The organism is Sphingomonas sp. AP4-R1 (assembly GCF_013113735.1).
Lineage (GTDB): Bacteria > Pseudomonadota > Alphaproteobacteria > Sphingomonadales > Sphingomonadaceae > Sphingomonas_I.
In genome coordinates this window covers 5,157,756-5,181,167 of record NZ_CP053346.1, presented here as the reverse complement: position 1 = coordinate 5,181,167, position 23,412 = coordinate 5,157,756, and the positions used below count along the sequence as shown (strand labels likewise).

Here is a 23,412-nt window from a genome sequence, read left to right as displayed (position 1 = left end):
ACACGAGTGCCTGAAGTCGCCGACGCTGTTTTGGCGGAGCCGCTCGCGGTGGCTGAGCTGGGGATCGGGGAAATTGCAACGGATCTGGCAGAAATCGTTGCAGAGAGCGATGTCTTCTACGCGGCCGCAGACGAGCAGCGGGGGATAGCGATTACGCAAGCTTTGTCCGCCGCCGCGCCCAGTGCCACCGTGCTATTCTGTCCGAGCAGTGATGCTTTACCAGGCGACGATGCACCCGCTTCCCCGGCCAACGTCGGGCGGCGGGTCTCGACCTTGCTCAGGATCAGGCAGCTTCTTACCCAAGGGGATCGTCCGCGCATCGCGTGCGTCACGACGGGCGAGGCGCTTGGTAGGCTCTATCCGCCGCCGGCGGCCTTCGACGCCGTCCTGCCGCGTGTCGTCGTCGGAAACCCTGTGGACCTGAGCGCCTTGTTCGGAGAACTCGAAAGTCTAGGGTATGTTTCGGACGAGCGCGTCGACGAACCGGGCGAGATCGCGCTCCGCGGGCAAGTCCTCGATGTGTATCCCGCCGATGCCGACGCCCCGCTCCGCATAGAAGCCGTCGATGGCCGCGTTTCCGCAATCCGCGTCTATGATCCGGCTGATCAGCGCACCGTGGACGCATGCGATCATCGCGAGCTTGGTCGGGTGGCCGAACCGCCGCTCGGCGAGGACGGCGTTACGTTGCTCGAGCATCTGCCAGAAGCGCGCGTGATCGTGCCGGCCGCCTCGGCCGATCGCCGCCGACGGTTCCTCGCCCTGGCCGCAGATGCAAACCGACGTCGCCCGACCCGCGCCATCCGCGATGCTGCCGGCGAGGCGGTCTGGGCGAGGGCGCTTTCGGGGCGCGACGTCGTCGATCTCGGACCACCGGGAGAGGCTCCGTCCCGCTTCGTTGAGGCGAAGCGGCCGATCCAGGCATTCACCAAGGCCACCAAGGCCGCGATCGAGACGGGGCAGCGCGTCGCGCTGCTCGGGACTGAACGGGATCTGCGCTTCATGGCCAGACGCGTGTCCGCAGCGTTTAAATGTCCTATCGAGCAGGCCAGTTCTTGGGCAGAGGTCACGGCATCAGAACCCGGATCCGTCTGCGCCCTAGCGATGGCCGTGGATAGGGGTTTTGTCCGACACGGCGTCTTTGCCGTCGCTGCGCCCGATCTGCTCGGAAGCCGCGCGGAGCGGGCGGACGCGCTGGTGGCGTCGGCCGATGCGACGCTTTTCGCTTTTGGCGAGATCCGGGTCGGCGATGTCGTCGTCCACGAGGATCATGGCATTGCCGTCGTCTCCGGACTGCAGCGGATGCCTGCGGGGGATGGCGGAGAGGCGGGCGACGCGATCGCGCTAACCTTCGCCAGCGACGGGATACGACTGGTGCCCGTAGCGGAGGCCGACCGAATCTGGCGCTATGGGGCCGAAGAAGACGCGGTCACACTGGATCAGCTCGATGGCGGCAGCTGGGAAAAGCGCCGAGGCGCCATCGATGCCGCGATCGCCGAGAGTGCGCGAGGACTGGCCGAACTCGCTGCGCAACGAAATGGAAAGACCGCGCCGGTGCTAGATCCACCGTCCGATGCCTACGAACGCTTCGCGGCTGGGTTTCCGTTCAGCGAGACGCCGGACCAGGCACGCGCGATCTCCGCTGTTCGAGACGATCTGGCGTCGGGACGACCGATGGATCGGCTCGTCGTAGGCGATGTCGGGTACGGCAAGACCGAAGTCGCGCTACGCGCTGTGGCCGTAGCCGCACTGTCCGGTGCCCAAGTGGCCGTGGCGGCACCGACGACCGTTCTTGCCAGGCAGCATATCGAAACCTTCTCGGCGCGCTTCGAAGGCACCGGACTGGTCGTTGCCGGCCTCTCACGGCTGTCGTCAGCGGCGGAGAAGAAGCGCGTGAAGGCCGGCCTCGCGGACGGCTCCATCCACGTCGTCGTCGGTACCGGGGCGGTCGCAGCCAAGGGCGTGACATACAAGAATCTTGCTCTGGTGGTGATTGACGAAGAGCAGCGCTTTGGCGCCGCCGACAAGACCCGCATGCGAGACTTAGGCGCCGGCCATGTCCTGACCCTTTCCGCGACGCCGATACCTCGGACCCTGCAGACAGCGCTGGTCGGTCTCCAGCAGCTTTCGGTCATCGCGACCCCGCCCGCACGCCGACAGCCGATACGCACCTCTGTGGGCCCGTTCGTGCCCGAGACGGTCCGTGCCGCACTGCTCCGCGAGAGGAGCCGGGGAGGACAGAGCTTCGTCGTCGTCCCGCGGATCGAGGACATGGCGGCTCTTGCCGAGCAACTGGCGCGTATCGTTCCAGAACTCGAAGTACTGCAGGCACATGGCAAAATGCCGGCGGCCGAGATCGACGAGGCGATGGTCCGTTTTGGCCGTGGCGAGGGAGACGTGCTGCTGGCGACAAACATCATCGAGGCGGGCCTGGACGTTCCACGAGCAAATACGATGGTGATCTGGCGGGCGGATCGGTTCGGTCTGTCGCAGCTGCACCAGCTACGAGGCCGGGTCGGCCGAGGTAGTCGCCGCGGCCAGGTGCTTCTCTTGACCGACCCCGCCGCCGAGATCGCGCCACGCACGCTAAAGCGCCTCCGAACTCTTGAGGCCTTCGATCGGCTGGGCGCCGGCTTCGCCATCAGCGCGCGCGATCTCGACATGCGGGGTGCCGGCGATCTGTTGGGTGAAGCGCAGGCAGGCCACATGAAGCTGATCGGCATCGATCTTTATCAGCATCTTCTAGAGTCCTCGATCCGCGCGGCGCGCGGAGAGGACGTCGAGCGGTGGAATCCAGAGCTTCATCTTGGCATCGAGGGCAGGCTAACCGAGGACTGGCTGCCGGACGAGGAGCTTCGAGTTACGCTCTACTGCCGTCTCGCCCGTATCGAGGATGCAGAGAATCTCCGGGCGTTCGCCGATGAACTCGAGGACCGGTTCGGAACAATTCCGGCTGATGCCGAAACGCTGCTCAGGATCGCCCGCATTCGAATCGCCGCGCGCGCTGCGCGTGTGGCCCGCATCGACGCCGGACCGGCTGCGATCGCTCTGACTTCTCGCGGAGACCTCTTAAGCAAAATAGATGGCCTTGGTCTGAAACGAAAGAAGCAGCGGTGGCTGCTCAGCGAGCGGATCGAGGATCCGGTCACCCGGCTGGCCCGGGTGGAGAAATTGGTCGAGGCGCTTGGTGGTCACGAGGCGTCAGGGGCGCGATCAAACGGCCGCTAGCTTCCATCGCCCTTGGACGCGAGAGCTCATGCTCGCAGCTCACACGTCGATTTGCCGGCTGAGCGCTGCGTTTAAGCGAGCCGACTTTCATCCATCCTGATCAACGACCGCTATTAGGTGTGCCGTTTAGAATGCTAAACGGCGAGAAGCGGTCGATAGCTGACGTGGCGGTTAGGACCCAGAGGCGACATCCAGTGGTATCCGAGCCCTGCCGCAAAACGGACGTCGGTTCAGCTCTCGACGTTTGCTCGTATGATCAGAGCAGCACAGATACGCCGTGAGCCCGTATCAGCCTAACGGCGCCTATCTCAGGCAGAAGCTCTCGTCGGCGCTACCGGAAGATGGCGTAAGCCATCCCGTCGATCGGGAACGACGCTGTCCGACTACCGGGTCTGATTATCATATTCGGAAACAAAACGAGTGGCTCAACAGACGTGGGCCCGTTTGCAGAACCGGCAGACTTTTTGCGGAGCACGACAGCAAAAGTTCTGCTGCTACACAGCAGTCCACAATTCGAACGGCTGCTCGAACTTGCAGTAGCAATCGACTATTCGAACTTAACGTGAGGGAGCGGGAAAACGCACGAATCTCGCTCCCTCGCGTTGTAAGAGTAGTAGTCAAAAACTTGTTTACGGCACCCTGGCACCGCGTCCGAAGAGGAAGCCCAGGGCCAGCACGATGACCGCCACGATTAAAAGCATTTTTGCGAGGTCGGCCGAGAGACCCGCCACACCTCCAAAACCCAAGAGCGCGGCAACGACTGCCACGACGGCAAATATTATAGCCCAACGGAACATCGTCATCTCCTCGCCAAAACACTACGTCGATCGCTTACCGATCCAATAGTCAAACAGGCATGGTGTTACGATGTTCCAGCGCGGCGACCCGGAACCGAAATGAGCGGCGCGGTAACGTCGCCGGGTGCTAGGGTTTCATGACGACGAAGTTGGGAAACCTCGAACTCGATACATTCGCGTAAAGTCATAAACGCTCGCCGTATCGACTGCTATCGGCAGCGAGGTCGTCGATCCCGCGAGGTCTCCAAGGCGGGATCGTCGACAGCCTACGTGCGAGCAGATCCGTGATACCTGCTACGAGCGGAAGAAGTTCGGACGGATGCAGACCCATTTTTAGATCAATCGCTGCACTACCGTCCGTTACTCGGTCGGCGCGGAAGGTCTCTTTCGACAAGAGATGATCGCGACGCTCAGACGCCCGCTCAATTTTTCGGAGAAGGCTAAGCTGTCGGCCTCGGACGATGACCCTTATCAGTCATCTTCTCGCCCTGATTGTATAGTTGCCGCGACATAATGCCTTCTGCCACCATGCTTAAGGTTTTAATCCTTTTGCCATATTGAGATGTGCGGTAACTGTCGGCACCAAGTCGGTTGCAAATGTCTTGAGCGCCGGTACATCGCCGTTCGCTGCATAATCGCGCAGTGCTGCGAGAGTCATTTCGTGCCCGCCGCGCTGTGCATCGATATAGGCGGTGTCAAACGCGGGACCGTTAGTCGATTTCAATGTATCGAGCTTAGCCTGTTGTTCGGCCGTAGGTGTCGGATCTGGCTTGATCGCGGGGCTGACCGATGCCGCTGCGGTCTTAAGTTTGCCGGTAGAGTCGGTGTGTGCGGTGATCATCGCCTTCGCAAACCTTTTGACGTTCGCTGACGTCGATTTGTCCAGTGCGAGCTTCGAGCTTTCGATCTCGAATGCGTCGCTGGATGCCGCCTTATTGGCGAACTCCTGACCCGGTGCGAGAAGCGGCGGAGGCGCTTCGGCTGCCGCAACATTCGTTGTCGTATTGGGCGAGGGCGCTGCCGTGTCCTTCTTGCTGCCGCAGGCGCCGAGGCTCAAGGCGGTGGCTCCCAAAAGCACGATCGACACGCGGTTCATGGCCAGCTCCCTCATCCTGTTCGTCAGCCAGCTTACAACGAGTCGTGGGACGCGACCGTTCCCGGCAACCGGTGGAGGAGCTATCCGGTCCGTGAGCCGTTTTTCGAACGCGAGCGCCCATGTTCTTAGACCGGTAAAGGATCAACGGATGAGCATCTTTGGTAATATTATGGGAAAGATCTTCGGCAATGGCCATGCGCAATCGCGCTCGGCTCCGAGTGCACCCGCCGATCCCGCGCCGTCGGCTGCGCCCGCTGCGGCTCCTGCACCAACGGCGGCCCCGGCCCCGGCCTCGGCACCCGCCGCCCAGCCAGTCGATGTCGGGGCCGTGTTGGCGGAAATGGCGAACGCTAAGGGCGGGGGCGGCAACTATAAGGTCTCGATCGTTGACCTGCTCCGGCTGCTCGATCTCGATTCGAGTCTCGAGGCTCGCAAGGAGCTTGCCGACGAGCTCGGCGTCCATGCCGGCGAGCCCGGCACGGCCGAGCAGAACATCGCGCTTCACAAGGCCGTTATCGCTAAGCTCGCTGAGAATGGCGGGATAGTTCCCGACAGCTTGCGCGGCTGAGCGTGGAGGCCGACGTCGTCGCCGCCGCGCAAGCGCTGCTCGGTGCCAACATCGAACCCATCACCTTGGCTGGGGGAGCATTCCATCCATAAGGGTTGGTGCGAACGACCCGTGCATATCCTGCGTTAAACCAGCGTCCCTTGTGCAGCCTCCGGAGGAAACACGCGCGTTACTGGCAGGCTGCCTTTGGGCAGGACGCCGAGTACATCCTGCGCCGGCACGGTCGCATCGAGCCAGTCTACCCAACGTTTGCGGGGCAGCGGGATGATCTGCCGGTGATGATATGGCGCGATGTCGTCGCCCGGCTCGGTCGTCAGCATGGTGAAGGCTTCGCCGAACTTTGAATCGGAACGCCAGATACCGGCAATGCAGAACCAGTCATGATCCTTCATTGTGAACAGCCACTTCGTTTTGCGGCTCTGGCTCGGCATCGGATCGGTGAATTCATAGAAGCCGTCGGCGAGGATCAGGCAGCGGCCGCTGGCGAACTGGCGACCTTCGGAGCGAAAATTATAGACCGGCTTGCCGCCTTGGCCAGGCCAACTCCACTTGCGGTTAACCAGCTCACCCAAGCTGCGCTTCCCGTTGGCCCCGCGTACGATCGGCGCGATGTCACCAATCTTGATATCCTCGCGCGCCGCAACATTGGGTGTGCCTTCGGGCATCCTGATCTTGATCTTCGATTCCGAGAAGTCCTGGACGATCGAGGCGATATCGAGTTCTAGCTTGTAATCGTTGCACATGGGACGCTGCGCCTTCGTTGCGACTAAGGTGGTTCATATCATGTTCCAAGCATGGGCTCGCCCACGCCCTTCGCGTCGAATGGCCCACTTGGGAGCCGCCGCGCCATCATCCGGCAGAATCCGGACGACGCCAACGAATTCGAGATGATCTAGGCGGCCTGGGACACGGACCCACGCTTCAGCGACGATGTCGCTTATCGCTTCGTCCGCTCGAAAGGCCGCATTGTCCTCGCCATCGCTGCCTAATTTCCACCAGTGAATTTCATACGACCGTCGGCGACAAGCGCTACCGGGTGAAACGCGATGAGGGCAATCATTTCTCCCTCGCCGGTATCCGGCAGCCGGCGATGGGCAACGGACCGTTCCACTACCGCGTCATTACAGTTGCCGCCAATCCTGAGGTCGCGCGCGATCAGGATCGACACGGCGCAATCATTCACCGCCAGCAGGTCATGCCGTGGCTCAACCGCACCATTCTTGAAGTCGGCCTGCTCGCATCGCCGGCGGCGCTTTCGTCATCGAAGAGATTGGCGCGATCGTTGATTTGATTTCGCCACGTGAGTTCCTATCTAAGCATTTGAAACCGCACGTTGTACGGAGGTGGTATGGCCAATGGCTGGGCGCCCGATGGCGCCGTGCAGGATCAAATCGATGACACTGTGAAAGACGCGGTCTTGCGCGCACGGGGCATGATGCCTTCCGGCGACGGTAGCGACGAATGCGACGATTGCGGCGAGGATATTCCGGCTGCCCGGCGCGCCGCGCTTCCGGGCACGCGGAGGTGCGTCGCCTGTCAAGCCAAGCGCGACGCGACCCTTCGCAGCGTTGGCATCAATCGGCGCGGCAGCAAGGACAGCCAGCTGCGGTAAGCGACCGCGCCGCCCCTTTTGCCTGCACATTTTGGCGAGAGCTCGGGCCCCCACGACCGAATCTGCATGGGGATCGGCAAAGCTGCCATACGCCGCGGCGCCGCAACGGTCGGCGCCGTCCGGCAAATGTCCCAGTCCGGACCCTTCGGATAAGCGCCGACTACAACGAAATCCTTGCTCGCCGTGATGTAGGGATGCCCGTGCCGGTGGGAAGAAGGACAGTATCGCCTGTTTAGGCCCGCATGTCCTCTCCGGCTGGATCGCTGATCGGCAGCGTCGCTGAGCCGGCCATAACGCCCGGTGCCTCATGCGCGGTCGAGTAATCATGATGATCGTCGCACAGCCATCGCGCCATTGCGGCGACCAGCCCTTCTTCGAGGGCTGTCTCGAATGCATTGGCTGTCGCCTCGGAAGATCGCTCGTCTATCGCGCGGCAACAGGGGATTACCGTCAGCTTGGAATTTTTCGGACCATGCTTGGGAAGCGTGAATTCTCGATCCTCATAGCGATGCTCCCACTTGGCTGGATGCGGTTGGCTTCCGGCGGCGTTTCGGTTTCTCGGCCAGCTGGACCCATACTGGGGCATGGTCGCTGGTTTTCTCCCAGCCCCGGACTTCGACATCGACCTGTGCATCGGCCAGGCGGTCAGCCAGCGTTGGGCTTAAGAGGATATGGTCGATGCGAAGTCCGGCGTTGCGCGCATAGGCGTTCCGGAAATAATCGAAGAACGTGTAGATGATTTCGCCCGGATGGAGCGTGCGGAGCGCGTCGGTCCAGCCTTGATCAAGCAGCCGGAAATAGGCCGCCTTCACCTCCGGCGCGAACAGAGCGTCGTTGAGCCATCGTTCGGGTTTGTAGACGTCGAGATCGGTCGGCATCACGTTGAAGTCGCCGGCAAGCATGACCGGCAGCCCTGTTTCAAACAGGCCCGCGGCATGCTCGATCAGCCGCTCGAACCATCTGAGCTTGTAATCGAACTTTGGGCCTGGCCGCGGATTGCCGTTGGGCAGATATAGTCCGCCGATGAGGATGCCGTTGACCGCTGCCTCGATATAACGGCTTTGGTTGTCATCGACTTCGCCGGGAAGCCCGCGCCGTGTCTCGTGGATCTCGCCGACACGGCTGAGGATCGCGACACCGTTCCAACTTTTCTGTCCGTGCCAGATCGCGTCATAGCCCAGATCGCGGATCGCGCTCAGCGGAAATTTCTCCTGCGGCGCCTTCAACTCCTGCAACACGACGATGTCAGGCTGGCGTTCGGCCAGCCAGCGGAGCAGAACGGGCAGGCGGCCATTGATGCCGTTCACGTTATAGGTCGCGATGATCACAGGTCGGGAAGGATCTGATCGGCGCGCCCCCAATGGGCAAGATTCTTCGACGCCGCGCGCTTCACCATCTCGGCTCCGTCGCCGATATGCCAGTGCGATGGCGTATGGAGGTCACGCAATTCCTCCCAGGTCAGCGGTACCGCGATCGGCGCATTTTCGCGGGTCCGCGCGCTATAGGGCATCACTGCGGTCGCGCCGCGCTGGTTGCGCAGATAGTCGATGAAAATCCTGCCGGAGCGCTTCGCCTTGGCCAGCGCCGCGGTGAAGCGGTCGGGCTCGGCTTGTGCGAGCGCCAGGGCAAAGCGATGCGCGAAGTCCTTCACCACCGGCCATTCGGCCGAGGGAGTGAGGGGCGCGATGACGTGAACTCCCTTGCCCCCGGTGACCATGGGGAAGGTCGTGAGCCCCATTTGGGCGAGAACGTCGTGAACATGGAAGGCCGCCGAAACGACGTCCCCGAACTCCAAACCCTCGTCGGGGTCGAGATCGAACACCAAGCGGTCGGCCTTCTCGACATCCTCGATCCGCGCGCCCCAGCCATGAAACTCGATCGTGCCCATCTGCACGCAGGTCAGCAGGCCGGGTGGCGTATCGACGAACAGATAGGGCTCCTCATGGCCGTCCTTCTCGCGGATGCCGACCTGCCTGACGGCGTCGCCAAAACTTCCGGCGTCATGCTTTTGGAAGAAGCATTTCTTGGACCGTCCCTGCGGACACCGCACCAGACTCATCGGTCGGCTGCCTACCCAGGGAAGCATGATAGGCGCTACGATCTCGTAATAATCAGCGAGCTGTCCTTTGGTGAGATTGCCCTCTGGAAAGATTATTCGATCGCGGTTGCTGATCTTGATGCCGCTGCGTGCCGGGGCAGTCGCGACGGCGACCGCAGTTTCGGTCTCGAGCACCACAGCTTCGGGCTTCTTGTCCTCGCGCAAGCCGAGATAGCTCGGGTGACGCAGCACACCCTCATCGGTAAACTCGACATAGGCAATCTCAGCAACGAGCCGGGGCTCGATCCAGTGCGCGCCGCGAACGGCGGCCCGTGGCGCGTCGACCGTCGGACCTTTGCGCGCGAGCGGCGCCATGATTTCCATGAGCCGCTCGATTTCACCGGCGGTGAAGCCGGTGCCGGCCTTTCCGGCATAACGGAGCCTGCCATTCTCGTTGACGCCCAACAGCAACGAGCGGAACCCACGCTGCTTGTCCGAGGGCGTCCAGCCGACAATGACGAACTCCTGACGGCGGATGCACTTGGTCTTGAGCCATGAGCCCGAGCGTGCGCCGATATAGCGTGCGTCGGCGCGCTTCGAGATCACCCCCTCGAGGCCCGCCTTGCAAAAGCTGGCGAGCAGCTTTTCGCCATTGCCGACGATGTGATCGGAATAACGGATACGGCCCGAACCGTCGCCGATCAACGCGGCCAGCTTTTCCTTTCGCTCGATCAGCGGCAACCGGGTCAGGTCCTCACCGTCCAGTTCGAGCAGGTCAAATGCGAAATAGTCGATCGTCTCCGGATGGCTCTTAAGCGCAGCCTGCAAGGCCTGAAAGCTGGTGCGGCCATCGGCGAGAGTCACGACGGCCTCGCCGTCGATCAACGCGCTGCCGATGCTCAGCGTCAACGCCTCGGCGATCAGGCCGGCGAACCGATCCGACCAGTCGAGCCCCGAGCGCGTATAGGCGCGTCCCTCCCCGCCACCGATCGCGATGAGCGTTCGATAGCCGTCATATTTGAGCTCGTGCAGCCAGCGGTCGCCAGGCGGGACATGATCGACGAGCGTGGCAAGCTGGACGGGCAGAAAGGCCGGCAGAACACTCGGCGTCCTTCGCCGGCGGGGCGGCGCGGCGGTCGGCATCTTTTTGGGCGCGGTCGCGACTAATGACGCTTTCTTGCGGGCCTTGGGCTTGGGCAACGCCTTACCCGCAGCAATCTCCTCCATCGTGCGCCCGCTGTCGATGCTGGTAAGATGGGTGCCGACAAGATCGTCTGAGCCGCCGGCGAAGTCATCTTGGACCTTGCGCAGGATCCAATTCTCACCCTTCTCCTTACCGCGCGGCTTCAGGCGAAAAAGTATCCACTCCCCCTGCATGCGCCGGCCGTGAAGGATGAAGTGAAGATGACCTTCGGGAAGCGTTTTGCTGGGGTCCTTGCCGGGCACTGATTCCCAGGTGCCGTTGTCCCACAGCATGACGGTGCCGCCGCCATATTCGCCCTTGGGAATGGTGCCCTCGAACCGGGCATAATCGAGCGGATGATCTTCGGTACGGACCGCGAGACGCTTGTCGTCGGGGTTGCTGCTGGGGCCGCGCGTGATGGCCCAGCTGACCAAGGTGCCGTCGAGTTCGAGGCGGAAGTCATAATGCAGGCGCGAGGCCGCATGCTTCTGCACCACGAACCCATTGCCGGTCGTCGGCTCGGTGGCGCCGGCCGGCTCGGCCGTGCGGGCAAAATCGCGCTTCTCGCGATATTTGGCGAGGCGCTGTTCTGCCGAGGTGATGGTCGCTGTCGCGGCTCGTGCCATGCTGATTCCGATCGTTCCCTCAATCCCTGCCGGCACGGACTCGTTCCCCGCGCGACTATTCGCTGATCTTGCGGACGAAACGATAGCTCGCTTGTTCGAACGTCAACGAGCGGAAGAAATTGTGGCTGTTGTTGATCGTGATATCGCTCATCGCCTCGACCTGCTGACAGCCGGCCTTGGCCAAGGCGGTCTCTGCCGCCGCCAGCATCGCCGTTCCGAAGCCGCGGCGACGGTGCGCTTTATCGACAACCAGCGCGGTCAGTCGCCCGATCGCCCCGCGATGGACGGTCGCGACGACGGCCCAGCCGCAACATCCGACGATCTCGCCCAGTTCGGCAACGACCATACCGGCCTTGGCCTTACGAACGATGGCAAGATGATCGGCGACTTCCGCGCCCTTCAGCGATATGCCACCGAGCTGGCTGAGAAGCGTCGCCAGCGCATCGGCATCGTCCATCGTAGCTGCGCGAACGCGCAACTCTGGTGCGGGCATCGGTTCGGGATCGTGCTGGGGCTCTGGCACGACTTTCGGCACGAGCCGAAGAGACGGCTTAGGACGCGCCTCCACGGTCGGTGTCCGGACCGGATTTGATTTTTCTCGTTTTCGCGGCGCTTGACGATCTCGCAGCGCCGCTTTGACGCGGCGGCGGATGGGGGCATCACCTTCGTCCGGCTCGGACGGGCGGGGTTTGTCTTTGAGCACAGGTCGGTCGGGCGTCGTATCAGCCGACTGCTTCCACGTGCTTTGCTCGCTGCTACGAAGATAATCCTGAATGTCGTCGGCGCTCGCGGTCAGCTCATCGTCGCCGATGCCGAGCAGCGCCGCACCGCTCGCATCGGTCAGGCCATATTTGCCGAAATCTCCGGTGCCGGGTTTGCGCCGCCGCGACTTGACCAGCTTCAGCCCGCGATGCTGGGCCATCTCGCGAAGTTGCTCCGCGCTGACCTCAGCCATGCTGCTGTCGCCTCGTCACGACAGCACGCACGAGCCTGCACAAATCGGCTTGGCGTCTCGGAGAAAAGAGGTGCTGACCCGACCGGAACGGCGCGCGGTGCCATGCGCTTTTCCAGACATGCGCGCGCACCGCTTTCTCAAATCTACGATGATTGACCGCATTGGCTATGATGACGACACTGGCATCCTGTCGATCTCGTTCCGCGACAGCGGCAAATATCTCTATCACGAGGTACCGGCCGTCATCTTCGAGGCCTTTTGTCAGGCGCTGTCGGCGGGCACCTTCTTCAATGAGCGGATCAAAGACCGTTTCCGCTGCGTGCGCGATCCCGAGCGGCGGCGGTTCGGACCAAATGCCTGAGCGGTCAGGCTTCGCCGAGCGCACGATAAACGGACATCAGATGACGTGAGGCGACGGCGCGAGCGCGGGGTGAGCGGATCGTCGCCTCATTGGTCTCGTGCAGCATGGTCAGCATGTCGAGGACGTCCTGACGGGGTGTGCCGGTTTCCCGCAGATGCGTACCGATCAACGTCAGGAGGTTGGCCCAAAGCGTGATCGCGCCTTCAGCAAACGCGGCCTCATCGTCGACTGGTACTGCTGCCGTGTCCATGCCGTTCGCCACAAGTCAGGCCCGCTTGCGCGCGGCCGGTTTGGCGGCCGGTTTGCCTGCAGCCTTCTTTGCGGCCGGTTTCGGAGCGGCTTTGCCTGGCTTCTTTGCCGCCGCCTTCGACCCGCCGCCCGAAGAGCCGAGCGAGTTTTTGAGCGCGGCCATCAGGTCGACGACATTGGAGCCCCGTGAGTCGCTGCCTTTGTCGTCACTCTCGATGTTGAGCGTCTTGCCCTTCTTTTTGCGCTCGATCAGGTCCTTGAGTGCGTCGGCATATCGATCGTGGAACTCGCTTGCATCGAACTTGCCGGTCTTCTTGTCGATCAGCGTGGTGGCCAGATCGAGCAACTCCTCGTCGGGATCGGCATCGCCAATCTCGCGGAAATAGCTCGTCGCTCTGTTGACTTCGTCAGCATAACGCAGCGTCTCCATCACCATGCCGCGTCCGCATGCCTTGATGCTGACGACATATTCCCGACCGCGCATCGCGAGCTGGCCGAGTCCGATCTTGCGTGTGCGGCGGAGCGCCTCTCGCAGGACGATGAAGGCTTCCTCGGCGAGATCGTCGGCGGGCACGACATAATAAGGCTTCTCGAAATAGATCGCGTCGATGTCGTGGCTGTCGACGAACTGCGTCAGCTCAAGTGTCTTCTTGCTCTCCAGCTTGACGCCCTCGATCTCGTCATCGTCAAGCAGGACATATTCGCCCTTGGAATATTCGAAGCCCTTCACGATTTCGTCGAGATCGACCGGGCCGATCCCTGGCACGACCTTTTCATATTTGATGCGCTGGCCGGACGGCTCATGGATCTGGTTGAACGCGATCGTGGCCCCGCTGCGAGTGGCCGAATAAATTTCGACGGGAATGGAAACCAGTGCCAGTCGGATCTGACCTTTCCAATAGGGACGCGCAGCCATCGATCTTCCTTCGCACCAAACACGCCATCGCGTTCCAATCCCTGAGGCCGACATTAGTTCTCACCCGACGCCTTTTTATCCAAGTGCTGAGCGGACTTCCGCCTACCGTCGACGCCATCCCGTGAAACGAGGTGCGCATGGCATCTCATCACAGGGACAGATTGGCCGTCGATTGGCTCGAAATGATGAGCAGCGCGGAGGGCATCCGAGTTCGCCCCACGGTCATCTCTTCTGCCAGGGCGGTTGATCCCACGGGCAAGCCTCAATGGGGACGCCGGTGGCGGCCGTTTCCCTTCGAGCCACATCGGAGAACGAGTGTCCTCAATACCGGCGGTCTGCCGCTGGTGGTCATGACATCGATGGCCCAGATCGGTTTCGTCCGAACTGCCAGCTTATCCCGTCTGCCCTCATAAGACCGCTGACTGACGTGCCGATCTGCCTCTCGAGCACGGGCCGCCAGGGAACGAGCGTGAATTCGCGGGATTGTTCGACGAGTGCATAGCGGCTGCCGAGCAGGTCGATACGCCGCGTCAGCTGGCCCGCGACGACCATGCCGTTCGCTGACTCGACGAAAGGCTTTCCCAACTCTTCGGCAAGGCGCTTCGCCGCGCTGGCCAGTTCCGCCCGCTGCAGGACTTGGAGGGCTTGGGGACGGAGGCGTATGGTCCCGACGTCAAGATCAGCGAGCTCCTGTTCGACCAGCCATTGTCGTCGTGCAGCGATGGCGGCGCGAACGTCGCGCCCAAAGCCTGAGTCGCGAAGCGGGACGGGGGAGGCCGTTTCAATCTCATGATCCAGCCACGTCACTGCCCGGGCTTGCTCCAACTGGAACAGCGGCGCTGAGGACAGTGTCTCAATAGAGACCGGCCGATCGCGTAGGCTGCGCGCGACATAGGAAACCGCTCGGTCGAGATGGTCCGCTGCGATTGACCAGCTCCCATCGGGTCCACGTTCGACGTCCACGCCACCCCGGCGCATGGCTTCGAGCCGGCGCACATGCGTTTCTGCAAAGGCATATGTGGCACGGCGATCGTGACGAAGATGGGCCTCGATCGAATAGCGGCCGGCATTCGCTGCAGCGATGTCAACAATCGTCCGATCAGTGTCGGTGATACCAGACGTCCGCGCGGCAATCCGGACGATCGATCCCTCCGGCGTCGGCTCGGTGAGATCGCCACGGCCGATATCCAGATAATGGACCCGCCCATCCACTCCATCGACGATCAGGTAATGACGGTCGCGATGCTCGTCGGATAGACCGCGGTGGACGATGCGCCCGATGATTGGCTCGGTGAGGGCATCATGGATGCGATGATCGACGCCGGCTCGTGCGAGCTGCCGGGCGGCCAATTCCCGTTGCATCGTGCGGATGATATCGCCGCGTTCGCCCATCCGGCGCAGCGTGTCTTCAAGGCCGTCGGCCAGCTGCCAACGTCCGTGCCCGAGATCCTCCGCCAATCCCATCGCACCGAGCTTGCGAAGGCGCCCGGCGGCGATCGATTGCTGGAACGGATCCTTGCCCATCGCGGTCGTGACCCGGTCGTCATCCATCGTCCGTATAAGGCGACGATCGATCGCGGTCAGTCGTTCCTGTTCGACATCGTGCCGCAGGCGTCCTTCGATTTCCCGATCCGTACGAGGCCCGAGGTCTACCGTGACCAGCTCGGCGGCACGCTCGCGAAATCCGTGCGCGATATATTCGCGAGCGATGATCAAATTCCCGCCTCGATCATCGACGCCGCGCAGCATGATGTGGGTGTGCGGCTGGTCGGTGTTGAAGTGATCGACGGCGACCCAGTCCAGCTTCGTACCGAGGTCGTGCTCTGCCTGCGTCATCAGCCGGCGGACATAGGGCTTCAGATCGGAATATTCGGCGCCGTCTTCGGCCGACACGATGAAGCGGAACTGGTGACGATCGCCGGCACCCCGCTCGAGGAAGGCGTTACCACTCGCCTGGTCCGTGGTCGGCCCGTAAAGCTCGCCCGGCGCACCGTCGCGGGTGACGCCATCGCGCTGAATATAGCGCAGATGTGCCTTGGCCCCAGCGCCGCCGTTGCCGCCCAGCCGAACGAGCCTGGTTTTCACGATCGCGCGGCGCGCGCGAAGGCCGGAGAACCTATCCCGGCTCGACAGCAAGCGTCCGATGCTCGCGCCACGGCCGATCCTGCTGCCGTCAAAACGCTGATTGACGATCCCAGTTCGACGCCCAGCCAGCCGTGCGGCTGCCAGGATGCGACCACCGTATCGAAACGCCTTCTTTGCCGACTTGCCGGCGGCGCTTTTGCCGAGTTTTGGCGTAAACTCTTCGTCGTTGCTCATCGCGCCGGGGCCCGGGCGAAAGAGAGAAAACGAGGTGGTTTGAGCAGAAACCCGCGACCCGCCAGAGGCTTGTCTCGCCGCTTTAAGCGTATGTCTCGAGAAAAAATGATGTGCAGACAAGGATTTGGGCAGGTCTGCGAGACACTGCCTTTATCTTGTTTTCCCTCGCTCCCGATCCTGCTCCCTTTGAATGCCCTATGCAGATGGACGCGGCCGGACCGCCGACATCGCCCAGCTCCTTGACGATCCGGCGCGCCATCGACGCTCTCAGTGGTCTGGGGAACGGCCCTATGGGACATTATCATGCCGTACGAAGAGCGTGGCGGCCCGCGCTGCCGAACCTTGCGAGACGGGCGGAAGGCTATTCTCTCTGCGGACCGCAAACAGCATGTCGCGCGGTGGCTCGGCGGTCGCGTCTGGGACAATTTGGTCGCGTCCGACGATGCCGTCGAGATAGACAATGGTCTCGCGCGGGAGCGTGCGCGCGGTCGCGAGATGTTCGGAAAAGCGACCTGGTCCGGCGTGATAGGCCGCGAAGAGGCCCGGATAGCCGAAGCGATCGTACATCATGCGCAGGAAGAAGGTTCCGGCCAGGATATTGTCGCGCGGATCGTCGGGATTGGTCCCGAGGCCGAGCTTGAGGCGTACCGATTCCCACGTGTCTGGCATGAGCTGCATCAAGCCGATGGCCCCTGCTGGACTGCGGATCGGCCGTCCGTTCAACCGGGTCTGGCCATTGCTTTCGGCCCGCATCACGCGCTCGATCCAGGCTGCTGGAATGCCGAAGCGATAAGACGCTTCGGTGATAGCGGACGTCCAGTCGCCGACCGATTCCGCCCGGCCGGGGCTCGCGATCGCCAACGCGAACAGCGCTGCCGCGGCCTTCAGCGACGCCACAGCTGGGTCGCCTTCCCGACAATGTCCGGGCCTTCCGTCGGACCGAAATAGCGGCCGTCGAACGACGCAGGATGGTCCATGAGCAGGAAAAGCTCTCGCCCGCGCAGGACGATACAGGCGTGCCACATCGGCATGGGCCTGCCTCGACCGTCCAGCGCCCTGCGCATGGCGGTCCGGCGGCCGTTGACGAAGATCGTCTGTCCGCGCGCGCAGATTTCGTCGCCTGCAACAGCGGCGACGCGCTTCACGAGCGGCACGTTCAAAGGCAGATAATGGCGCCCGGCGGCGAATTGCCGATAGCGTTCTGGCAGCCGCGCGATCACCATCTGGCCCGGCTCCACGGGGACGTCGGGCGTCACGCGATAAAGCCCGATCGGGGCGCTGGCGCTCGCATTCCAGACCAGGCGAGGCGCTGGCGAGTGCGCCGCTGGGAGCAGCGTCGCGCACACGCCCATGGCGATGATCGCAGCGTAGCGCGCTATGCGCGTGCGCCGGATTTTGGCGGCAGCAAGCGCCTCGCCCCAAGCCAGCAAAGGGGCGTCGCTGGTGCGGCGGCGGTGCATGCTCATCGGTCGAGCTCGCGCGCGCGATGCGCGTCCGACCAGGTGTCGAGATCGTCGATATGATATTGGATATAGCGGCTGTGACGGCGAAAGGTCGGTCCGTTGCCGCTGCGCCGGAGACGCTTGAGCAGGCGCCCCGACATTTTGAGATAGGCAGCCGCCTGGTCGGTATTGAGAAAGGGCGAGCCGCGTTTGGCGCGGTTCGCGCGGGCAATATCGTCGTCCGTGTCCATCACGCAATCTCCCGGTGGCGGAGGCCGCATCTGGGCGGCTGCGTCACCGGGGATGCGCGACGAGGCACTGCCCAGGGAGTGTCGAAGACGCCGGCGTCGAATTCGACACCCTTCATGTCCCTTTGCCCCAAGGGGGTCAGACGCCCGGCCGGCGAAAGGGGGAAACCCCGCGCCGGGGGGCGCGGGGTCGGTCGTTTCAACGCGACCAGATGAGCTTGAACATATCATTCTCAGCGGGCGTCAGGGTTGCGTAGATCGGTGCCGGGAATGACGGATCGTCGAACTTGAGGCTTAGATATCCGGCGCCGCTGTCGCGTGCCGCCTTCGTCCAGCCCGCGCCGAATTCGACCCCGCCGGCGCTGACACGGTGGTCGGGGGACTTGTCGTGATCGCGTTCGGCGGGTCGGATGACGGCCTTGACCCGGAGGGTGAGGGTGCGGATTTCGCCGGTATAGATGCCGTCCTTGTCGCGCGTGAAAATGCCGATCTGTGCCATGATAATCTCCATTCGATGCCCGAAGCCGCCCCATGCGGCCTCGATGCGGTTGGCAGGCCGCGGGCCGGACGATGGGCACCCGGCCCATCCCGTAAGGGATGAGAGCCGGGCCGAAGCGAAGCGGAGGACGGCCGGGAGCCGAGCTTCTTGTTTCGCGAGGAGGGCGCGGTTCCCGCGCCGGGGAAGAAGGTCGGCGGAGCCGTTGCCCGTCGAAGGACGGCCCGCGGCAGACCGCAATCAAGAGAGGTCGCTGGGCGGCTCGCCGCCGTGAATGGCAGGGGCGTCTGGTTCACGGGTCGGTTCGCGATCGGCACAAATCGGCATGGACGCGAGGTCGAACGTGAAGGCGCTCCCGCATTGGCTTTTCTAACCGATGGAGGATAGATCCGACGCTTGGGGGACATCGGCAGTGACGGTATTGGATCAGGTGCGCGCGCTCATCGAACGGCTCTCACCGGCGCCTGTCTGTGACGATTGCATCAACGACAGGCTCGACCTTTCACGGTGCGAGCGTGCGGATCACAAGAGCCAGGAATTGGCAGGTACCGCTGGTTTCGAGCGACGGATCGACGCCTGTGCGTTGTGCGGTGCGACCACGAAGGTGACCCGCGCCAAGGTGCGCTGATCGCGACCGGGACATGCGAGACAAAACGCCTGGGTTAGTTTCACGTCTGACAGTAGCGCGGCTTGAACCATGATACGTTCTCGCTGGTCGCGCGCCGTTCTGCACGAGGCGGCTCATATTCGGGAGCCTGATCCATGCACACGACGTGTGCCTTGACGCCGCCGCGCGGACGATCGAGGATCGCCTGTCATTCGTCGCAAGAAGGGGCGCCAGTCGGCTTCGAACAAGCCGAAAAGATGCAGCACGGTCCATGACCACCGGACCGCTGAGCCATTGGCGCAAATCTGACGTTTTCGGATGAGGAAAGCCGGTCGACCCGCGTCCATCGTGCCGGTAGCAAGGCTATCGTGGACATGACGCGCGATCGTGAATTATGGGCGCGTGCCGCGGCTTTGCTCCGCCGGCATGGCGAGGAAGCACCGAAAGTCGTGGCCGAACGGGTTGGTGCGTTGGCACTCGAAGGCGATGAGGAAGAGATCGCGGTATGGCTCGCGATCGCAACCCGCATGGACCAGTTGCGAGGGGATCCGGACGTTGACCTTCAGCACTAGAGCGCTCCGATGAATCAGTCCGCCACGGGTGTTGTCTATCCTATCCAATGCCTGGCGCGGCAGCGACAATGATAAACTCGTGCCGCGACCGCGTCGCTGCACGGCGCCCGAGTTTGCTCTGGTGGCACGCTTGCCGTCGTCCAGCTCTCCCGCGTCTGTTTCGAGATTGTCCGCCGCTCAAGGAGCGAACCGGTATCGGCCAGGACTCCGGTTTTGCTTCAAAAGCTCGCGCGCCGGAGCCGAAGGCGGAGGCGCGCGCCAGCCCAAAGGAGCCCGCTTGCGGGACTCAGGCCCGTCCTCGCTTGAGGACGGGCCCGGCCGGTCGGTGTCCATGCTGGCGCCTTTCATCTGCCCGGCGGCAGCGGATCCTCCGGATCGGTTCCGGTTTGGGCCGCGCGGCGCAGCAGCCGCTCGGCCCAGAGGATCGAGCCGGCGCGGCGCGCGGTATCGGCCCATTGCGACAGCCGAACCAAGGGTTCGAAACCGAGATCGCGCTCGATCCAGAGGCCATAAGGCAGGCGGATCGCCCTCAATTCCGAAAGGCTGAACGACCCGAGTTCCGGGCATCCGAAGCCGAAGTCGGTAAGCCCGAACAGAGTGTCGCCGTCCTCGTCCAGTTCGGTCGCGAGCCACGTCGCCGCGCTCAAGGGATTGAAGAATTTGACCACGGGCGACGGGTCGAAACGCCGGCTGGCAACATCGGCCCTGCGCCGCGCGTCGTGATTGGTACGGAGCTGCGCGCGCAGTTCGGGCGGCAGGGTGATCATGCCACGATCCTTCCGGCTGCCTGCTGTTCCTGCGCATCGCGGTGGCGCGACAGAATCCACTCGGCCGCCTTGGTGGCGGCGCTCGCCGCGCGAAAGATCGCGCGATTGTCCTCGCGCAAGACCTCCAACCACGTGCCGATATAGTCGGCATGGCGGACGGTGGGCACGATGCCGAGCTCTGCGCAGAGGAAAGCCGATCCCATCTCGGCGACCAGTTCCTCGCGCGCATAATCCTTGCTGCCGAAGGGATTGGTCAGGTTGCGTCCCAGCCGCTTGGCATGGCCGGTGGCGTGGGTCAGTTCGTGCAGGCAGGTTCGGTAATAATTGATCTGGTCGAAGAAAGCGGGCTGCGGCGGCACGGCGACGAAGTCCTCGCTCGGCACGTAGTAAGCGCGATTTCCGCCGATGCTGAAATCGACACCCGATGCCGCGATCACCTGTTCGGCAATGGGTATGATCTCGCGCTCGGGCAAAGGTGCAGGATCGCCGGCGAGGTCAGACCGCAATCCATCGCACTGAGCGACATTGAAGACGGTGAAGCGCTTTAAGAACGACACGGCGCGGGCGTCGTCGCCATCGCGAGCCGCGCGTTCCTTTTCGGCTTCGGGCGTGAAGCGGTCAGCATAGACGACGCATTGCCCATGCTCGCCCTTGCGGACGCAGCCGCCTGCCTCCTGTGCCTGTCGGAAGGTCAGCCACGACTGCGAGGGAAAACGATGCGCGATGACGGCGCCCCACAGGATCAGGATATTGACGCCCGAATAGGTTCGCCCGGTCAGCGCATTGCGCGGAAGACTCGGGCCAACCTCACCGCTGGAAGAGGCCCCGGCCCATGGCTGAACCCATGGCAGGCGTCCGGCTTCCAGCTCGCTAACGATGCGCCTTGTCACCTCGTCATAAAGGTTTGTCCGGTTCTCAACGGCTGGATTGGCACTGTCCTCTCGACGTGCGCGACGGCTCGATCGGTTCGGCATGGTCGTCTCCACGCCACCCTAAAAAGGTACAAAACCTCCCCGCAAAGGCGGGGGTGGGCGGCGAGACGCGACCAAAAGGCCCGCATCAGCGGACGGCGCCACCGTCAGGGCATAACGGAGTGGAGCACCCCGCAAGGGGTTGGCGCCGGCCGCGCCGGGCCTAGCCGGAAGCGCTGCCCGCACCCGCCACTACGGGAGAGGCAAGAAGCAACGCCGCCGCGCATAAGCGCGGCGTCCATTATCCGCACCAGCGATCGTCAACGTAAGGACGAGACCCGGCAGGGGCTCGGTGGCGCAGTCATAGAGCGCGGTCGCGCAAACGCGCGCGGTGCACTGCGGCCTAACGCAACTTTCTCACGACCTCAGCCAGCAGCGCTGTTGGCTCAATGCCTAACGCTTGGGCGATTTTGATAAACTCGACGACATCAAGCCGACGCTGCGAGCCTTCCACCAAACTCATCCAGCTTTGATCTTTTCCCATCCGGGTTGCCAAGTCGACTTGCCTCAAATTGGCAGAAAGGCGGGCAGCCTTCACGACCTCAACAACCGCCTGATTGGCGTCAGTGAAGATCGTCTTTGGCATCGCACTTGGCGTAGATACCATTTTGTCATATGCCGTTTTTCCATATCGAGGCGACCTGCGGTGCGCTGTGGTGGGGCAAACGGCTTTACTTGCAACGGGCGCTTTATCTGCGGGGCTCGGAGGGTAGCCAAATTGAACGCGAATAATCCCGTGACAATCATCGCTGATGAGGGCCGCTCGCTCGGTTCCTCCCTCGACGACATCTATCGCGAGCATGGCGACTGGCTGCGCCGCCTCGTCGGCCGCCGGCTGCGGGTCCAGCCAGCCGAGGCCGAGGACATCGTCCAGGAAACCTATCTCCGGCTTGCCCGCACGCCTACCGAAGAGGTGGAACGTCCGCGCGCGCTCCTGTCCCGCATCGCGCTCAACCTTTTCCGCGACGGCCGCCGCCGCGAGAGCGTGCGCGCAGCCCATCGCGCCGAGCTCCGGCTGGTGCCGCAAGCCGGGCATATGCACGATGCGATGACCGCCCAGGAGGCCGCCGTCGCGATCGAACAACTCGTGGCGGACATGCCCGAAAAATGGCGCGACGTGTTCGTTCTCAGCCGCTTTCGGCACCTGACAAACCAGGAGATCGCCTCGCATCTTGGCGTGTCGATAAAGACTGTAGAATGGCGTATGAGCAAGGCGCTCGACTATTGCCTCCGCACATTGCGGGATTGAGTGGCGGCGCATCGATGGGTGACGAGGGGGATCAGACAGACGACGTGCGCGCCGAGGCGGCGGCGTGGTTCGCGCGCCTGAAGACGGTGCCTGTCTCGCGCGGGACGCTCGAAGAATTCTTCGCGTGGCGCCGCAAGGACGGCCATTATGAGGCGTTCGAGGCGGTCGAGCGCTTCTGGAGCGCCAGCGCGCTCGCCGCCGACCGCCCGGCCGTCCTGGCCGCGACCGAAGCCGCACTTCATCGTCGATCACGGAAAAACCGCTGGTTCGGCGCGAGATCGATCCTCGCAGCCTGCAGCGCGCTGGCACTCGGCGGCATCGCTCTCAGCTGGTCGCTCTCAGGGCGCGGTCAGACATTCGAGACGCGGGTCGGGCAACAAAGTATCGTCACGCTCGACGACGGATCACGGATGACGCTCGACACGGGCACACGTGTCGCCGTCCGGTTCGACGCGCAGGAGCGGCATGTTCGCGTCGACCGCGGCCAGGCCTATTTTACGGTCGCGCATGCCGCCGATCGTCCGTTCACGGTCGCTATGGGCGATGCCGAGGTCAAGGCGACCGGCACGCAGTTCGCGGTCCGCATGGACGGCGGCCCGCGCGTGACGCTGATCGAGGGCCGCGTGCTGGTCAGCGGCCAGATGATCGCGCACCCGATCCCCCTGTCGCCGGGCCAGCAAGTGCAACTGGGTGCGGCCCGTCCCCCGGTCGTGACATCGGTCAACACTGCGGCGGCAACCGCCTGGACGAAAGGCCGAATCGTCCTCGACGGAGCGACGCTCGCGGCCGCCGTCACCGAGGTGAACCGCTATACCGTCCACCCTGTGCGGCTCGAGGCGACGCGCAACGCGGCGAACCGCCTGAGCGGCTCGGTCGAGACGGGCGATGTGGCCGGCTTTGTGGAGGCCGCCACCGCGATCCTGCCGGTCAAAGCGGTGGATCAGCCAGATGGAACCATCCGTCTGACCGATATGGAGTCGAAAAGCCCGGAATAATCGGCAGAAAGCCGGTTAGGGTCGCACCCGTGCTGATGCGTCCTTCTTGCCCAGGACCCGCAGGTGCGCGGCGTCCACGCCCATCGGGATCTCCCGACGGGGTCAGGGGGGCAAGATTAT

General features: G+C 63.2%; 25 protein-coding genes. 9 read left to right on the top strand and 16 right to left on the bottom strand.

Annotated features, from left to right (window positions below):
• The first annotated feature begins 6 nt into the window (after positions 1-6).
• On the top strand, positions 7-3,225 hold the full coding sequence (locus HL653_RS23455) for a helicase-related protein (RefSeq protein ID WP_253717363.1): 3,219 nt from the start codon (positions 7-9) through the stop codon (positions 3,223-3,225).
• A gap of 629 nt (positions 3,226-3,854) precedes the next feature.
• Here HL653_RS23455 and HL653_RS23450 read toward each other — a convergent pair.
• On the bottom strand, positions 3,855-4,022 hold the full coding sequence (locus HL653_RS23450; protein WP_171747232.1) for a DUF1328 domain-containing protein: 168 nt from the start codon (positions 4,020-4,022) through the stop codon (positions 3,855-3,857).
• 532 nt (positions 4,023-4,554) lie between these two features.
• Entirely contained in the window at positions 4,555-5,118 is a 564-nt protein-coding gene (locus tag HL653_RS23445) for a DUF4142 domain-containing protein (protein ID WP_171746628.1), read from the bottom strand.
• 148 nt (positions 5,119-5,266) lie between these two features.
• Here HL653_RS23445 and HL653_RS23440 point away from each other — a divergent pair, with 148 nt between their 5' ends.
• Positions 5,267-5,686, top strand: coding sequence for a DUF3597 domain-containing protein (locus tag HL653_RS23440; RefSeq protein WP_171747231.1), 420 nt, complete (start codon positions 5,267-5,269; stop codon positions 5,684-5,686).
• 125 nt (positions 5,687-5,811) lie between these two features.
• Here HL653_RS23440 and HL653_RS23435 read toward each other — a convergent pair whose 3' ends face one another.
• On the bottom strand, positions 5,812-6,429 hold the full coding sequence (locus HL653_RS23435) for an SOS response-associated peptidase family protein (protein ID WP_171746627.1): 618 nt from the start codon (positions 6,427-6,429) through the stop codon (positions 5,812-5,814).
• Between the two features lie 17 nt (positions 6,430-6,446).
• Between HL653_RS23435 and HL653_RS23430 the strand changes: the two genes are divergently transcribed.
• Both HL653_RS23430 and HL653_RS23425 read left to right on the top strand, forming a co-directional pair.
• Positions 6,447-6,977, top strand: coding sequence for an SOS response-associated peptidase family protein (locus HL653_RS23430; protein ID WP_253717353.1), 531 nt, complete (start codon positions 6,447-6,449; stop codon positions 6,975-6,977).
• Between the two features lie 57 nt (positions 6,978-7,034).
• Positions 7,035-7,298 carry a DksA/TraR family C4-type zinc finger protein gene (locus HL653_RS23425; RefSeq protein ID WP_171746626.1) on the top strand — a complete coding sequence of 88 codons (264 nt, stop codon included), beginning with the start codon at positions 7,035-7,037 and terminating at the stop codon, positions 7,296-7,298.
• A gap of 500 nt (positions 7,299-7,798) precedes the next feature.
• On the opposite strand, the gene xth is transcribed toward HL653_RS23425, so the two are convergent.
• From xth to HL653_RS23410, 3 genes are read right to left on the bottom strand one after another with little or no spacing between them, the layout of a single operon-like run.
• On the bottom strand, positions 7,799-8,626 hold the full coding sequence (xth, locus tag HL653_RS23420; protein WP_171746625.1) for an exodeoxyribonuclease III: 828 nt from the start codon (positions 8,624-8,626) through the stop codon (positions 7,799-7,801).
• Positions 8,623-11,145, bottom strand: a complete 2,523-nt coding sequence (gene ligD / locus HL653_RS23415; protein WP_171746624.1) for a DNA ligase D — start codon at positions 11,143-11,145, stop codon at positions 8,623-8,625. Before ligD ends, xth begins: the two co-directional genes overlap by 4 nt.
• A gap of 55 nt (positions 11,146-11,200) precedes the next feature.
• Positions 11,201-12,100 carry a GNAT family N-acetyltransferase gene (locus tag HL653_RS23410; RefSeq protein WP_171746623.1) on the bottom strand — a complete coding sequence of 300 codons (900 nt, stop codon included), beginning with the start codon at positions 12,098-12,100 and terminating at the stop codon, positions 11,201-11,203.
• On the opposite strand from HL653_RS23410, the gene HL653_RS24415 reads away from it, so the two are divergent.
• Positions 12,099-12,461, top strand: a complete 363-nt coding sequence (locus HL653_RS24415) for a KTSC domain-containing protein (protein WP_253717350.1) — start codon at positions 12,099-12,101, stop codon at positions 12,459-12,461. The two genes, HL653_RS23410 and HL653_RS24415, sit on opposite strands and share 2 nt — an antisense overlap.
• Before the next feature lie 4 nt (positions 12,462-12,465).
• Here the strand turns inward: HL653_RS24415 and HL653_RS23400 are convergent, their stop codons facing one another.
• From HL653_RS23400 to HL653_RS23370, 7 genes are all read right to left on the bottom strand, one after another.
• Complete coding sequence (locus HL653_RS23400; RefSeq protein WP_171746622.1) at positions 12,466-12,711, bottom strand: hypothetical protein; 246 nt, start codon at positions 12,709-12,711, stop codon at positions 12,466-12,468.
• A gap of 15 nt (positions 12,712-12,726) precedes the next feature.
• Positions 12,727-13,626: a Ku protein gene (locus tag HL653_RS23395; RefSeq protein WP_171746621.1), complete on the bottom strand. Its 900-nt coding sequence runs from the start codon at positions 13,624-13,626 to the stop codon at positions 12,727-12,729.
• Between the two features lie 348 nt (positions 13,627-13,974).
• Positions 13,975-15,945 (bottom strand): relaxase/mobilization nuclease RlxS, encoded by a 1,971-nt coding sequence (gene rlxS, locus HL653_RS23390; protein ID WP_171746620.1) that lies wholly within the window; start codon positions 15,943-15,945, stop codon positions 13,975-13,977.
• Between the two features lie 288 nt (positions 15,946-16,233).
• Complete coding sequence (locus HL653_RS23385) at positions 16,234-16,842, bottom strand: lytic transglycosylase domain-containing protein (protein WP_171746619.1); 609 nt, start codon at positions 16,840-16,842, stop codon at positions 16,234-16,236.
• Entirely contained in the window at positions 16,830-17,411 is a 582-nt protein-coding gene (locus HL653_RS23380) for a S26 family signal peptidase (RefSeq protein ID WP_171746618.1), read from the bottom strand. Before HL653_RS23380 ends, HL653_RS23385 begins: the two co-directional genes overlap by 13 nt.
• Positions 17,408-17,638, bottom strand: a complete 231-nt coding sequence (locus HL653_RS23375) for a helix-turn-helix domain-containing protein (protein WP_171746617.1) — start codon at positions 17,636-17,638, stop codon at positions 17,408-17,410. The genes HL653_RS23380 and HL653_RS23375 overlap by 4 nt, the downstream gene beginning before the upstream one ends.
• A 196-nt stretch (positions 17,639-17,834) precedes the next feature.
• A complete protein-coding gene (locus tag HL653_RS23370) occupies positions 17,835-18,134 on the bottom strand; it encodes a DUF736 domain-containing protein (RefSeq protein WP_171746616.1) in 300 nt (99 codons plus the stop codon).
• Between the two features lie 409 nt (positions 18,135-18,543).
• Between HL653_RS23370 and HL653_RS23365 the strand changes: the two genes are divergently transcribed.
• Positions 18,544-18,759, top strand: coding sequence for a hypothetical protein (locus HL653_RS23365; protein ID WP_171746615.1), 216 nt, complete (start codon positions 18,544-18,546; stop codon positions 18,757-18,759).
• Positions 18,760-19,112: 353 nt separating this feature from the next.
• Complete coding sequence (locus tag HL653_RS23360; RefSeq protein WP_171746614.1) at positions 19,113-19,310, top strand: hypothetical protein; 198 nt, start codon at positions 19,113-19,115, stop codon at positions 19,308-19,310.
• 344 nt (positions 19,311-19,654) lie between these two features.
• Here HL653_RS23360 and HL653_RS23355 read toward each other — a convergent pair whose 3' ends face one another.
• From HL653_RS23355 to HL653_RS23345, 3 genes are all read right to left on the bottom strand, one after another.
• Positions 19,655-20,077: a DUF2958 domain-containing protein gene (locus tag HL653_RS23355; protein WP_171746613.1), complete on the bottom strand. Its 423-nt coding sequence runs from the start codon at positions 20,075-20,077 to the stop codon at positions 19,655-19,657.
• Complete coding sequence (locus HL653_RS23350) at positions 20,074-21,051, bottom strand: ArdC family protein (protein WP_171746612.1); 978 nt, start codon at positions 21,049-21,051, stop codon at positions 20,074-20,076. Before HL653_RS23350 ends, HL653_RS23355 begins: the two co-directional genes overlap by 4 nt.
• A 340-nt stretch (positions 21,052-21,391) precedes the next feature.
• Positions 21,392-21,634 carry a helix-turn-helix domain-containing protein gene (locus HL653_RS23345; RefSeq protein WP_171746611.1) on the bottom strand — a complete coding sequence of 81 codons (243 nt, stop codon included), beginning with the start codon at positions 21,632-21,634 and terminating at the stop codon, positions 21,392-21,394.
• A gap of 132 nt (positions 21,635-21,766) precedes the next feature.
• On the opposite strand from HL653_RS23345, the gene HL653_RS23340 reads away from it, so the two are divergent.
• Together HL653_RS23340 and HL653_RS23335 are read left to right on the top strand one after the other, a co-directional pair.
• Entirely contained in the window at positions 21,767-22,297 is a 531-nt protein-coding gene (locus HL653_RS23340; protein WP_171746610.1) for an RNA polymerase sigma factor, read from the top strand.
• Positions 22,298-22,341: 44 nt separating this feature from the next.
• A complete protein-coding gene (locus HL653_RS23335) occupies positions 22,342-23,292 on the top strand; it encodes a FecR domain-containing protein (RefSeq protein WP_171746609.1) in 951 nt (316 codons plus the stop codon).
• Positions 23,293-23,412 lie beyond the last annotated feature (120 nt).